Here is a 12,120-nt window from a genome sequence, read left to right as displayed (position 1 = left end):
TTCTCAAATCTGTCTATGCGTTGTAACGTCTGGCCCACGTTTCCCGCACGACGCGACACAACCCCCGGTCGCGTCGCCAGAAAGAGGTGGGCTTATGGGACTCCGTCCCGTCCTGCTGAACCGGCGGATCGCCGGCATCGCATCGACGTCGCTGGCAGTGGCGCTCGGTGTGGCCACGGTCGGTCTGCTGCCGGCGGCCACCACGGCCGCCATTCCGACGGCTGCCGCCGTCTCCGCCGACGAGGTGTGTGAGGACCCGACGGGCACTGCGGCCCGGGTCCGGGGCGACGCGGTCGTCAAGCACGACCCGAACGAGTTGACCATGGCGCAACTGCACCAGCGGGAGTCGGAGTTCGCCGACCTGTTGCAGGAGCGGGCCAAGCGGGTCGGCCAGCGGACGCTCAGCGCCCAGGCCGCCGCGGCCTCGGTCACCATCCCGGTCGTGGTGCACGTGATCCGCAAGGACACCACCCGGGCCGGCGGGAACATCCCCGACTCGATGATCCAATCGCAGATCAACGTGCTGAACCAGTCGTTCGCGGGTGCGACGGGCGGTGCCGCCACCGCCTTCGCGTTCCAGTTGCAGAGCATCAACCGGGTCACCAACACGTCGTGGTACCCGATCCGGCAGGGCTCCACGGCCGAGCGGCAGATGAAGACCCAGCTCCGCCAGGGCACCAAGGGCACGCTCAACATCTATCTCGGCGAGCTGAGTGGGGGCCTGCTCGGCTGGGCGACCTTCCCGCAGAGCACGCTGAACGTGATGGACGGCGTGGTCGTGCTCAGCGAGTCGCTGCCGGGTGGCACCGCCACCAACTACAACCAGGGTGACACCGGCACCCACGAGGTCGGTCACTGGCTGAACCTGTACCACACGTTCCAGGGCGGCTGCTCGGGCAGCGGCGACCAGGTTTCCGACACTCCGGCGGAGGCGTCGCCGGCCTACCAGTGCCCGACCGGTCGGGACACCTGCTCCACCGCGGGGCTGGACCCGATCACCAACTTCATGGACTACACGTACGACACCTGCATGTACCAGTTCACCCCGGGCCAGGCGACCCGGATGATCAACGCGTGGAACACGTACCGCGCGTAGCGCGGCAGTCGTCGGCGCGTACCTCCGGTGCCGGTCCCGTCGTCAGGCGGGACCGGCACCGGTCGGTTCAGGCGGCGCGGACATGTCGGGCCGCACGGGTCCGGTGGGGCGTGGGCCGGGCGGCCTGCGGGGTGGCGCCGGCCGGGTCGAGCCAGACCTGCACGGCCGGCTCACCGACCAGCCCGCCGGTGGCGGCGCGCTCGTGCCGGGCGAGCATCGCCACGTCGACGGTGAACTCGAACAGACGCCAGTCGGCGTGCGGGGCCGCGCGGGCCGCGAGCGCCAACCGGGCCACCGTGGCGTCGTCGGTGACGGGTCGGGCCCGGCCGGCGACGTACGCCTCGTCGTCGCTCTCCTCCGCCGGGAACGAGTGGAGCGCGTAACGCCCGTCGCGTTCCAGGTCGCGCCGCTTCGGCGAGTCGATCACGAAGCAGAACAGACCGTCGTCGGTGATCACCGGTGAGACCGGGTGCACCCGGGGCCCGCCGTCGGCGCGGACCGTGGCCAGGTAGCCGAAGCCCGGGCCGTACTGCTGCATGAGAAGGCGGATCCCGTCGGCGAGTCGGGGCTCGTCGACGGCGAAATCGGACCAGGAAGCCATGCCGACATCCTATCGAACATACGTTCTAAGCAGGTAGTCCGACACGCAGGTCACGACTACCGGCCGCTATGGTGTGGCGATGCTGCTCTCCGACCGTGACCTGGTCTCCGAGATCAAGGCCGGCACTCTGGCGCTGGAGCCCTTCGAGCCCACCCTGGTGCAGCCGTCCAGCATCGACGTACGCCTGGACAAGCTCTTCCGGGTGTTCAACAACCACCTCTACACACACATCGACCCGGCCACCCAGCAGGACGATCTCACCTCGCCGGTGGAGGTGCCCGACGGCGAGCCGTTCGTGCTGCACCCGGGCGAGTTCGTGCTCGCCTCCACGCTTGAGGTGATCTCGCTCGGCGACCAGCTCGCCGGCCGGCTCGAAGGCAAGTCCAGCCTCGGTCGCCTCGGCCTGCTGACGCACTCCACCGCCGGCTTCATCGACCCCGGCTTCTCCGGCCACGTCACGTTGGAACTGTCCAACGTGGCCAACCTGCCGATCATGCTCTGGCCCGGCATGAAGATCGGTCAGCTCTGCATCTTCCGGCTCGCCTCGCCCGCCGAGCACCCGTACGGCTCGCTCGTCTACGGCTCGCGCTACCAGGGGCAGCGCGGCCCGACGCCGAGCCGTGCCTGGCAGAACTGGCGTACCTGGCCGACCCGCTGACCACCGGCGGGCCCGCGCCGCGCGGACGCGGGCCCGTGGTCGTCCGCCCGGGGACTCAGCCGGGCCGACCGAAACTGTGGATCGGACTGGTGTCCATCCGCTTCATCGCGATCGGCTTGCCGGCACGGGAGGCGTGCACCACCCAGCCGCCGCCGACGTACATCCCCACGTGGTGCAGGTCGCGGAAGTAGAAGACCAGGTCACCCGGGCGCAGGTCGCCGCGACTGACCGAGGCGGTGACCTGCCGCTGCCGCGCCGCGTTGTGCGGCAGCGACACCCCGGCCCGCGCCCACGCGGCCAACATCAACCCCGAGCAGTCGTACGCGTGCGGCCCCTCGGCACCCCACGAGTACGGCTTGCCGATCTGGGCGCACGCGAAGGTGACCGCCTCGCCGGCCGGGCCACCCGGGTAGGTGGCCGGACAGGGCGCCGGCCGCAGCGGACCACCACCCCCGTCGTCGTACGCCCGCAGCCGCAACCGCTGCAACCGGTCGATCTCGGTGTCGATCTGCCGCCGCTTCGCGGCCAGGTCGGCTTCGGTACGGGTCAGCTCGACGATGGTGCGGTCCAGTCCGGCTCGGGCGGCGGCGAGTTCGTCCCGCAGTTCACTCGCCTGGCGTACGTCCTCCTGTTGGAAGCGGGCGTACCGGTCGAGCAGGCCGAGCTGGGCGACGACCTCGCTCGGGGACCGGCTGCCCAGCAGCGTGTTCACGGCGCGGACCGGCTCGCCCCGGTACGCCCGCGCGGCCAGCGCGCCGACCCGCTTCATCGCCTCGTCCACCTGCAGTTGCAGCGGGGCGATACGGGCGGTCAGGGCGTCCGCCTCCCGGCGGGTGCCGGCCAGGTCCTGTCTGGTCGCGTTGTGTCGTTCGATGACGGCTTCGAGCCGGTTCCAGTCCTCGTCGATCTGGCGCTCGATGTCGTCGACCGTCGGGTCGGCGTGGGCCGCCGTCGCGCCACCGGTCAGCAGGACGGCGGTCGCGGCGAGTGCGGCGAGTGCGGTGGTGCAGCGGTACCAGCGGAATCGCGGCGCAGCCGTCGTCGGGCCGGATGTCCCCGGCCGGTACGACGGTGGCCGCGGGGCATGGTGTGCCACCGGGCTGCGTACTCCTTCTTCCCAGACCGCCTACCGGGTTAGCTGACGGGTTCGGGCGGGAAGGGGACGCCCTACCGCGACCATCGCGGACTCACCCCGGAAACCTGGGTCCCCGGCTCGCTCGGACAGCGACTCGGCGGTGTCGGACCGTCACCGCCCCGGATGGGCGGTTGTGCCAGCGGGCCGACGATTGCCCAGCGTAGGGACGACCGGCGTCAATACGCAACACACCCACACCGTCACTCTCGGTGCATTAATCCGACAATGAAGAAGGCCCCCGGTCGCTTGACCGAGGGCCTTCCGTGGTTCCTGCGTACGCGCTCAGGCGTCAGCCTGGTCGACGGAAGCCGGCGACCGGCATCGTCGTGATCGGCGAGACGTTGACCGGGACACCGGCACGCGCCGCGTGCACCATCGTGTTGTTGCCCAGATAGATCCCGACGTGACTCACGTCGCTGCGGAAGAACACGAGGTCACCGGGGCGGGCGTCGGCCCGCGAGATCGCCTTGCCCTCGCGCCACTGGGCGCCGGTGAAGTGGGTCAGGGAGATACCCGCCGCCCGGTACGCGTACTGGGTGAGACCGGAGCAGTCGAACGAGTTCGGCCCGGTGGCGCCCCAGACGTACGGCTTGCCGACCTGGGCGCAGGCGGTCCGGATGGCCGTCCGGGCCGCGTCGCTGACCACGCCGTTGATGGTCGGGCAGTTGGTGGTCTTGACCGTGGTGACCGGCAGGGACCGCTCCAGCCGCTTGATCTCGGCGTCGATCTGCTTCTTCTTCGCCGCCAGCTGCTTCTGCTTGGCCTCCTGGTCGACGATCAGCGCGTCGAGGGTGGCCTTCTGGTCGTCGTACTTCTTGCGGATCTTCATGACGCCCTCGAGCTGGCGGCGCTCCTCCCAGGCGAGCCGGTCGAGGAGGGCCATCTGCTCACCGAGCTGGTCCGGCTTCGCGTTGAGCAGCACCGCGCCGAGTTCCTGCGAGGGGCCGGTGATGTAGTACCGGGAGGCGAGACCGGCGACGCGGTTCATCGCCAACTCGGTCTCCAGGGCCAACGGCTGGATCTTCTTCTCCAGCTTGTCGACCTTCTCGCGGTTGACCCTCAGCTCCGAGCGCACCTTGTTGAACTGCTCGATGGTGGGTTCGAGCTGCTGCCACTGCTTGTCGATCTGGCGCTCGATCTCGTCCACCGACGGCGCGGCGTACGCGGGCGCGGCGACCAGACCGGCACCGACCGCAGCAGCGGCGACCAGGACGACCAGGCGGCGAGCGGCCTTGCGCAGCCCGCGCACGGGGGTGGAACGTCCCGGCGCATGACGATGGAGGGGCATGGTTGCCACCGGCACCGACTCCTTTGCGACCGACCACCGGGCGTCCCGCTAGCGGTAAGGGGCGAGACAGACGACCACGGCGGTCGGTGCCCCACATTAGGGAAGGCGCGCAGCGGAATCAAGGCGACCAACGGCTCATTCACCTTTGTGCGACCGACCGCACACAAAGGGTGTCGACCAATTCGTTACAGTTATCTACGCCAATATAAAAATCGGGACGTGTCGGCATCCGTACAGATGCCCGACACGTCCCGACGTTCGCGCTGGTCAACCGGCGACCGGCTCGCCCTCCTCGGCGCCCCGGGCCTGTTCCGGCTTGATCGAACGCAGCAGCACGCTGGCCACGTCGACCACCTCGACCTGGTCGCCGGCGCCCTTGCCGTTCACTCCGTCACTCAGCATCGTGGAGCAGAACGGACAGCCGACCGCGACGGTCTTCGCACCGGTGGACATGGCCTCCTCGACCCGATCCACATTGATCCGCTTGCCGATCCGCTCCTCCATCCACATGCGCGCGCCACCGGCGCCGCAGCAGAAGGAACGCTCGCTGTTGCGCGGCATCTCGACGAGGTCGTTGTCGGCGCCGACGGCGCTGCCCAGCACCTCGCGTGGCGGGGTGAAGACCCGGTTGTGTCGGCCCAGGTAGCACGGGTCGTGATAGGTGACGCCGCCGTCGACCGGCTGCACCGGGGTCAGCTTGCCGGTGGCGACCAGGTGCGCCAGCAACTGGGTGTGGTGCACCACCTCGAACTCGCCGCCGAGCTGGCCGTACTCGTTGCCCAGGGTGTTGAAGCAGTGCGGACAGGTCGCGACGATCTTGCGCTTGGCCTTCTCGCGACCCTCGAACGCCTCGTTGAGCGTCTCCACGTTCTGCTGGGCGAGCATCTGGAAGACGAACTCGTTGCCGATCCGGCGGGCCGGATCGCCCGAGCAGGTCTCGCCCTCACCGAGGATGGCGAACGAGACACCCGCCTCGTTCAGCAGCGTGGCGACCGCCCGGGTGGTCTTCTTGGCGCGGTCCTCGAAGGCACCGGCACAGCCCACCCAGAACAGGTATTCGAAGTCCTCGACCTCGCCGACCCGGGGCACCTCGAAGTCGAGGCCCTTGGTCCAGTCCTCCCGGGTGTTCTGCGGCGCGCCCCAGGGGTTGCCCTTGTTCTCCAGGTTGCGCAGCATCACGCCGGCCTCGGAGGGGAAGTTCGACTCGATCAGCACCTGGTAGCGGCGCATGTCGACGATGTGGTCGACGTGCTCGATGTCCACCGGGCACTGCTCGACGCAGGCGCCGCAGGTGGTGCACGACCAGAGCACGTCCGGGTCGATCACGCCGCCCGCCTCGGCGTCGCCGATCAGCGGCTTCTCCGCCTCGGCGAGGGCCAGCACGTCGAGGTGGGCGAGCTGCGCGGCGGTGGCCTTCTCCTCGCCGGTGAGGTCCTTACCGCCGCCGGCCAGCAGATAGGGCGCCTTAGCGTACGCGTGGTCGCGCAGGCTGAGCACCAGCAGCTTCGGCGACAACGGCTTGCCGGTGTTCCAGGCCGGGCACTGCGACTGGCAGCGGCCGCACTCCGTGCAGGTGCTGAAGTCCAGCAGGCCCTTCCAGGTGAACTGCTCGACGTGCGCGACGCCGAACTGGTCCTTCTCCGGATCGGCCTCCTCGAAGTCCAGCGGCTTGCCCTCGCTCGTCATCGGCCGCAGCGGCCCGAGTCCGGAGCCGGAGGCACCGGGCTTCCGCTTGAAGTAGATGTTCGGGAAGGCGAGGAAGCGGTGCCAGGCGACGCCCATGGTCACGTTCAGCGAGATCACGATGAGCCAGGTCATCGAAATCGCGATCTTGATGAGGGCGGCGACACTGACCCCGGACTCCCAGTCCGGCAGCACCGAGCCGACCGCGTGACTCAGCGGGGTGGCCCAGGTCGGGTACTCGAAGTGGTCGGTGGCGACCTTGAAGCCACGGATCAGGAAGCCCATGACCAGGACGGCGAGGACGACGGCCTCGACGAAGTAGCCCTGCCACATGGTGGAGCCGGTGAACCGCGACCGGCGTCCGGCCTGGCTCGGACGGTTGGCCACCCGGATCGCGATCAGCACCACGATGCCGACGACACCGAGGATGCCGATCCACTCGGTGACCAGTCCGTAGAGCGCCCAGCCACCGACCAGCGGCAGCCCGGCGGTCGGCGACACCACCTCGAAGTACGCCTCGAGCACCAGCAGCGACAGCACGAGGAAGCCGACCATCACGAACCAGTGCGCGGCGCCGACCACGCTCCAGCGCAGCATCCGGGTGTGCCCGGCCGTCTCCGCGAGCATGGTCTTCGTCCGCGCGACGTGGTCGCCCGAGCGGGCGGGGTCGGGCTGACCCAGCCGGATCACGGCGAACATCTTCGAGACCGCACGCACCGCAAGCCACACCGCCACGGCGGTGATGGCGGCCGCGAGGATCGTGGTGACGATCTGGACGCTGCCCATCGAGTTGGCCTCCCGGTCTGCTGCCTGTCGAGCGGCTCGGCGACCGGGGTCGGGGTGCGGTTGGTCACCCCAGGGTGCCGCACCTCGACCCGGATCGGTCGATGACCTCGGTCCACTCGGTCATGCGATGCAGCTTACGCGCAAGGTTACTCAGCAGTAACGTGAGACTTCTCGCACCTGGGCCACGCCGCCCTGCGCACACCTTAGGAGGCCGCCGCCGAGTCCGCTCGGTCGGGGCCTGCGCAGGTGGCCGTTGAGCAGGGAATCAGCGCCAGCGGGAGAGCAGGATCAGCGAGGCGACCATCGCGCCGAAGCCGATCGCGAGGTTCCAGTACCCGAGCTCCATGACCGGGTACTCCTGCTCGGACAGGTAGTAGACCACCAGCCACGCGATGCCGAAGGCGATCAGCGACACGGCCGTGGCGGGCAGCCAGACCGGGCTCGGCTTGCGGGACGCCGATGTCGTCGTCGGGCGCACGTCCGTGGGCGGGGTGTACACCTTCTTCTTGCGGACCTGAGACTTGGGCACGACGCTCTCCAGAGGGGTTACGACCTCGTCCGGCCTGACAACCGGGCGCGAGGGCGACGGTCCATGGCCAATAATGTTCGACAGCTAGCGTAGTCCGGAAGGCCCGTCCAATCCACGAATGAGGCCAGACCGATGCCCGGCATCCCGGAATCGGACGGGCGGGCGACTGTCGCTCCGCCGCACCCTCGGGTGCCGGAGCCGGAGGACAAGGGGGAACGGCCGTGGAGTACACGTCCGGCGCAGCGTCGTGGCAGAAGGCGCTGCGACGACTCGTCGCCGGGTTGCTGCCCCGCCGGCCCCGCCAGCGCCGTCCGGGCTGGTCGATCGGCGTACCGCTGATCGCCGCCGCGGCCGGCCTGCTCTTCACCACCACCGCCACCACGGCGGGCGGCACGAACCTGCGTGAGGACCGACGCCCGCAGCTCACCGAGCTGATCGAGGACCGCCGCACCCAGGTGGCGGCGAACGAGGAGCGCGCCGCGACGCTGCGCAAGGAGGTCGAGAGCCGTACGGCCGACCTCGCCGACTCGGACGGGCCGATCAAGGAGCAGCAGGAACGCGGCACCGCCAGCCTCGGCACCGCCGGTTTCACGGAGTTGACCGGCTCGGGAATGACCGTCGTGCTCGACGACGCGCCCCGGCTCAACAACCTGCCCGAAGGGGCCACCAACGACGATCTTGTCGTGCACCAGGGTGACGTCCAGGCCGTGGTGAACGCGTTGTGGGCCGGTGGCGCCGAGGCCATGTCAATCATGAACGTCCGCGTCCTGGCGACCAGCGCGGTACGCTGCGTGGGTAACACCCTGCTGTTGCACGGCCGGGTGTACTCCCCTCCGTTCAAGATCGTAGCGATTGGCGACCCCGCCGCACTGCGGCAGGCCCTCGCCGCTTCCGAGGGAGTCCGGTGGTTCAGGGACGCGGTCGACAACTACCAGCTCGGCTACCAGGAGCTTCCCGGCCCCGTCACCGTGCCCGCGTTCGAGGACTCGACCACCCTGCGATCGGCGACGGTGCCGAGGTGAGCACGCAGTGAGCACGCACCCCGACGGCCGGCACCGCGACCAGGCCGACGAATCCACCGCCTTCCTGCCGAAGGTCGAGCGGCCCGACCCGGCCACGCCCGACAGCCGCCCCCGGGCCACGCCCGACAGCCGTCGCGCCGCCACGCCAGACACCCGATCGTCGGTCGGGCCCGAGCGCCGTCCGCCGGTCCCACCCGGCACCCGGCCGTCCGAGACGGGCGACACCCGCTCCGCGGAGAACACCGGCCCGGCCGGTCGGTGGAACAGCACGCCCGGCCGCTGGGACACCTCCGCCCCGCCGGAGAGCGGACCGGGTCCTCGCTTCGGCACACCAACCGGCCAGGGTGGCTCCGGAGCACCCGGCCGCTGGGATGCCGCACCGGGGCAGGACCGGACGCCGGGGCAGGACCGGACGCCGGGGCAGGACCGGACGCCGAGCCAGGAGCGGACGCCGGGGCAGTGGGGCCCGTCGCCGAACGTGCCGCCGGTCGGCGGAACCGCTCGACGGCAGAGCCCGACCGGCGCCGGTCAGTGGAACGGCGTGCCCCTGCCCTCCGGCGAACCGGACATCCCCGTCGGTCCGACCCCGTGGCGCGGGGCCTTCGAGGCTCGGCGTCCCGCCGCCCCGACCCCGCCCGATGCCGGGTCACCGCCACAAGGCCCCAGATCCACGCACCCGGACGTACCCAGCCTGGCCCCTTCGGGAAGCGGTTCCGTCCCGCCAGGGGCCGGCCCACCCCGGTCGGATGCCGGCCCGGTGCGACCGGCCACACCCCAGCCCGGTCACCCACCGACCCAGACCCCACCTGTCGGACCGGGACAGTCGCCGTACGCCCGGCACGGTCTCGACCCGGCGCAGGCGCGGCACGGTACGCAGCCCGGGCAGCTTCCGCCGTCGGAGCCCACCCGCCCGCAGCACCAGGCTCCGCAGCACCCGGCATCGCCGTACCCGGCGGCGCAGCCCACCCGCCCGCAGCCCGCCGCCCCGCAGCACCCGACGTCACCGCACCCGGCGGGGCAGCACCCGGCGGGGCAGCACCCGGCGGGGCAGCACCCGACGTCTCAGCCCGCCGGCCCGCCGCCGCCCGCAGCATGGCGGGCGGGAAACCGGGACGGCCGCGACGCCTCAGCCTCGGGGCAGCCCACCGAGCATGGCTGGGCGGGTGAGGGGCCGACGGCGCTGATGCCGGCGATCGGCGGCCCGGCCCGCTCCGCCACCTCCCCGACCAGCGGTCCGCCCACGTCGTCGCCGACCGGGGGAGCTTCCACGCCACCACCGACGGGAGGCACCCCCTCCTCGCCGACGCGCGGCGGCCCGACGTCGCCGACCGGCACCACCCCGGCGTTGTCGCCGCCCGGCGGGGCGTCCGGCGGTTCCCGCCCGGACGGCGGGCGACCGGCCGACCCGGGCGCCACCGCCCTCATCCCGGCGATCACCGGCACCCGGCCGAGCACCCCGCCCGCGATGGACTCCACCGCCCTGATGGGAGCCGTACCCCGGCCGCCGAAGACCGACGACCCGGCTGACGGTGCCGACAAGGGGGCCGAGGCACCCAAGCCGCGACGCGGCGACCGGGTGGTGCAGCTCCGGCCGCACCAGACCGACGAGGGCTACAAGAGCGTCTACTCCGAGCTGACCCGGCCGTCCGCGTGGTCCCGGGTCCGCACCAGTCTGCGCTTCAGCGGCGAACTGCTGATCACGTTCGGCCTGGTGGTGCTCCTCTTCGCCGGATACGAGATCTGGGGCAAGTCGGCGATCGTCGACGCGCACCAGGGCGAGCTGAGCCAGCAGCTCGCGCAGGCGTGGGGGCCCGAGGGCGACCCGACGGTGGCTCCCTCGGCCAGCGCCTCGGCGTCCGCGTCCCCGAAACCGCCGGTCAACGGCAAGCCGATCGCCGGGCTCTACATTCCGAAGTTCGAGAAGGAGTGGATCGTCGTCGAGGGTGTCCGCCAGGAGGACATCCGGTACGCGCCGGGCCACTACCCGGACAGCGCCCTGCCCGGTCAGGTCGGCAACTTCTCCGTGGCCGGGCACCGCAACCGGGCCACCTTCTGGCGACTGGACGAGCTGCGCGACGGTGACGCCATCGTGGTCGAGGGCCGCGACGACTGGTACGTCTACCAGGTCACCGAGAACCACATCGTGAAGCCGTCCCAGGTGGAGGTGGTCGCGCCCGTGCCGGGGCGGCCGGGGGTCCGGCCGTCCAAACGGATGCTGACGCTGACCACCTGCAACCCCAAGTTCGACAACTACGAGCGGTTGATCGTCCACGCCGAGTTGACCCGTACGCAGCCGAAGGCCGAGGGGCGCCCGGCGGAGCTGGGAGCCTGACCATGTACGCCTGGATCTGGCGCAAGCTGCCCTTCGGGGTGCCCGGCAAACTCGTCGGCAGTCTGCTGCTCGCCACCACCGCGGTGGCGCTGCTCTGGTACGTGGTGTTCCCCTGGGCCGGGCCACACCTCCCGTTCACCGGAGAGGACGTCCAGGTGACCCAGCAGGACGACGGTCCCGGGGTACCCGGCGGTGACGTGGTGCCCGGTGGGGACCCCTCCGACGCCCCGCCGGGCGACGAGCACGACCTGCCGTACGACACCGACCGGAACAACACCCCGCCGCCGGACGAAGACGAGTGAGGCCGATGCGCGTCCTGGTGATCGACAACTACGACTCGTTCGTCTTCAACCTGGTGCAGTATCTCGGCCAGCTCGGCGTCGAGTGCGAGGTACGGCGCAACGACGAGATGGACGTGGCGGAGGTGGGACGGGTCGGTGCCGACGGCATCCTGCTCTCACCGGGACCGGGCAGCCCCGACCGGGCCGGCATCTGCCTCGCCGTGATCCGCCGGTACGCGGGCGAGATTCCGATCTTCGGCGTCTGCCTCGGTCACCAGGCGATCGGCGAGGCGTACGGCGCCACCGTCGCCCGCGCACCCGAACTGCTGCACGGCAAGACCTCGGAGGTACGCCACGACTCGGTCGGCGTACTCGCCGGTCTGCCCGACCCGTTCACGGCGACCCGCTACCACTCGCTCGCCGTCCTGCCCGAGACGCTGCCGGAGGAGCTGGAGGTCACCGGCCGGACGGAGTCCGGCGTGGTGATGGCGATGCGGCACCGGACGCTGCCCGTCGAGGGTGTGCAGTTCCACCCGGAGTCGGTGCTCACCGAGGGCGGCCACCTGATGCTGGCGAACTGGCTGGCCGGCTGCGGCTACCGGGAGGCGCTGGACCGTGCCCCCGCGCTGGCCGCCGAGGTCGACACCCGCCGCCGCGCCGCCTTCGCCACCACCTGACGCCGAGCCGCCGCCTGACGCCGGTCCGTCAC

At 71.0% G+C, this 12,120-nt stretch carries 12 protein-coding genes and 1 riboswitch; of the genes, 6 read left to right on the top strand and 6 right to left on the bottom strand.

Annotated features, from left to right (window positions below; translation table 11 throughout):
* Positions 1–94: 94 nt before the first annotated feature.
* On the top strand, positions 95–1,096 hold the full coding sequence (locus tag HUT12_RS00430) for a zinc metalloprotease (protein ID WP_131051700.1): 1,002 nt from the start codon (positions 95–97) through the stop codon (positions 1,094–1,096).
* 67 nt (positions 1,097–1,163) lie between these two features.
* On the opposite strand, the gene HUT12_RS00425 is transcribed toward HUT12_RS00430, so the two are convergent.
* Positions 1,164–1,697, bottom strand: a complete 534-nt coding sequence (locus tag HUT12_RS00425) for a pyridoxamine 5'-phosphate oxidase family protein (protein WP_131051699.1) — start codon at positions 1,695–1,697, stop codon at positions 1,164–1,166.
* Between the two features lie 79 nt (positions 1,698–1,776).
* Between HUT12_RS00425 and dcd the strand changes: the two genes are divergently transcribed.
* A complete protein-coding gene (gene dcd / locus HUT12_RS00420) occupies positions 1,777–2,355 on the top strand; it encodes a dCTP deaminase (protein ID WP_131051698.1) in 579 nt (192 codons plus the stop codon).
* A 55-nt stretch (positions 2,356–2,410) separates the two neighbouring features.
* On the opposite strand, the gene HUT12_RS00415 is transcribed toward dcd, so the two are convergent.
* From HUT12_RS00415 to HUT12_RS00400, 4 genes are all read right to left on the bottom strand, one after another.
* Positions 2,411–3,451, bottom strand: coding sequence for an NlpC/P60 family protein (locus tag HUT12_RS00415; RefSeq protein WP_131051697.1), 1,041 nt, complete (start codon positions 3,449–3,451; stop codon positions 2,411–2,413).
* A 12-nt stretch (positions 3,452–3,463) separates the two neighbouring features.
* Positions 3,464–3,600, bottom strand: a riboswitch (cyclic di-AMP (ydaO/yuaA leader).
* 179 nt (positions 3,601–3,779) lie between these two features.
* On the bottom strand, positions 3,780–4,793 hold the full coding sequence (locus HUT12_RS00410; RefSeq protein ID WP_236145589.1) for an NlpC/P60 family protein: 1,014 nt from the start codon (positions 4,791–4,793) through the stop codon (positions 3,780–3,782).
* Between the two features lie 252 nt (positions 4,794–5,045).
* Positions 5,046–7,247 carry a (Fe-S)-binding protein gene (locus HUT12_RS00405; RefSeq protein WP_131051695.1) on the bottom strand — a complete coding sequence of 734 codons (2,202 nt, stop codon included), beginning with the start codon at positions 7,245–7,247 and terminating at the stop codon, positions 5,046–5,048.
* Between the two features lie 265 nt (positions 7,248–7,512).
* A complete protein-coding gene (locus tag HUT12_RS00400) occupies positions 7,513–7,776 on the bottom strand; it encodes a cell division protein CrgA (RefSeq protein ID WP_131051694.1) in 264 nt (87 codons plus the stop codon).
* A 221-nt stretch (positions 7,777–7,997) separates the two neighbouring features.
* Here HUT12_RS00400 and HUT12_RS00395 point away from each other — a divergent pair, with 221 nt between their 5' ends.
* The gene (locus tag HUT12_RS00395; protein WP_131051693.1) at positions 7,998–8,798 is read left to right on the top strand and encodes a DUF881 domain-containing protein; all 801 of its coding nucleotides are present in this window, start codon (positions 7,998–8,000) and stop codon (positions 8,796–8,798) included.
* A 1,062-nt stretch (positions 8,799–9,860) separates the two neighbouring features.
* Here the strand turns inward: HUT12_RS00395 and HUT12_RS00390 are convergent.
* On the bottom strand, positions 9,861–10,274 hold the full coding sequence (locus tag HUT12_RS00390; RefSeq protein ID WP_176092224.1) for a hypothetical protein: 414 nt from the start codon (positions 10,272–10,274) through the stop codon (positions 9,861–9,863).
* Between HUT12_RS00390 and HUT12_RS00385 the strand changes: the two genes are divergently transcribed.
* The 3 genes from HUT12_RS00385 to HUT12_RS00375 are packed head-to-tail and all read left to right on the top strand — an operon-like array spanning position 10,264 to position 12,088.
* Positions 10,264–11,130 (top strand): class E sortase, encoded by an 867-nt coding sequence (locus HUT12_RS00385; protein WP_131051409.1) that lies wholly within the window; start codon positions 10,264–10,266, stop codon positions 11,128–11,130. The genes HUT12_RS00390 and HUT12_RS00385 overlap by 11 nt on opposite strands.
* Positions 11,131–11,132: 2 nt before the next feature.
* Positions 11,133–11,432, top strand: a complete 300-nt coding sequence (locus HUT12_RS00380; protein WP_131051373.1) for a hypothetical protein — start codon at positions 11,133–11,135, stop codon at positions 11,430–11,432.
* Positions 11,433–11,437: 5 nt separating this feature from the next.
* A complete protein-coding gene (locus HUT12_RS00375) occupies positions 11,438–12,088 on the top strand; it encodes an aminodeoxychorismate/anthranilate synthase component II (RefSeq protein WP_131051374.1) in 651 nt (216 codons plus the stop codon).
* Positions 12,089–12,120: the final 32 nt, after the last annotated feature.

This window comes from Verrucosispora sp. NA02020 (genome assembly GCF_013364215.1).
GTDB lineage: Bacteria > Actinomycetota > Actinomycetes > Mycobacteriales > Micromonosporaceae > Micromonospora.
The sequence above is the reverse complement of the archived record's forward strand: the minus strand, read 5'-3'. Positions and strand labels throughout refer to the sequence as shown.

What these genes read in the sequence shown, in the direction of transcription:
- HUT12_RS00380 (WP_131051373.1), top strand. Translation starts at nt 11,133, where the DNA reads ATGTACGCCTGGATCTGGCGCAAGCTGCCCTTCGGGGTGCCCGGCAAA.
- dcd (WP_131051698.1), top strand. Translation starts at nt 1,777, where the DNA reads ATGCTGCTCTCCGACCGTGACCTGGTCTCCGAGATCAAGGCCGGCACT.
- HUT12_RS00385 (WP_131051409.1), top strand. Translation starts at nt 10,264, where the DNA reads ATGGACTCCACCGCCCTGATGGGAGCCGTACCCCGGCCGCCGAAGACC.
- HUT12_RS00425 (WP_131051699.1), bottom strand. Translation starts at nt 1,697, where the DNA reads ATGGCTTCCTGGTCCGATTTCGCCGTCGACGAGCCCCGACTCGCCGAC.
- HUT12_RS00430 (WP_131051700.1), top strand. Translation starts at nt 95, where the DNA reads ATGGGACTCCGTCCCGTCCTGCTGAACCGGCGGATCGCCGGCATCGCA.
- HUT12_RS00375 (WP_131051374.1), top strand. Translation starts at nt 11,438, where the DNA reads ATGCGCGTCCTGGTGATCGACAACTACGACTCGTTCGTCTTCAACCTG.
- HUT12_RS00405 (WP_131051695.1), bottom strand. Translation starts at nt 7,247, where the DNA reads ATGGGCAGCGTCCAGATCGTCACCACGATCCTCGCGGCCGCCATCACC.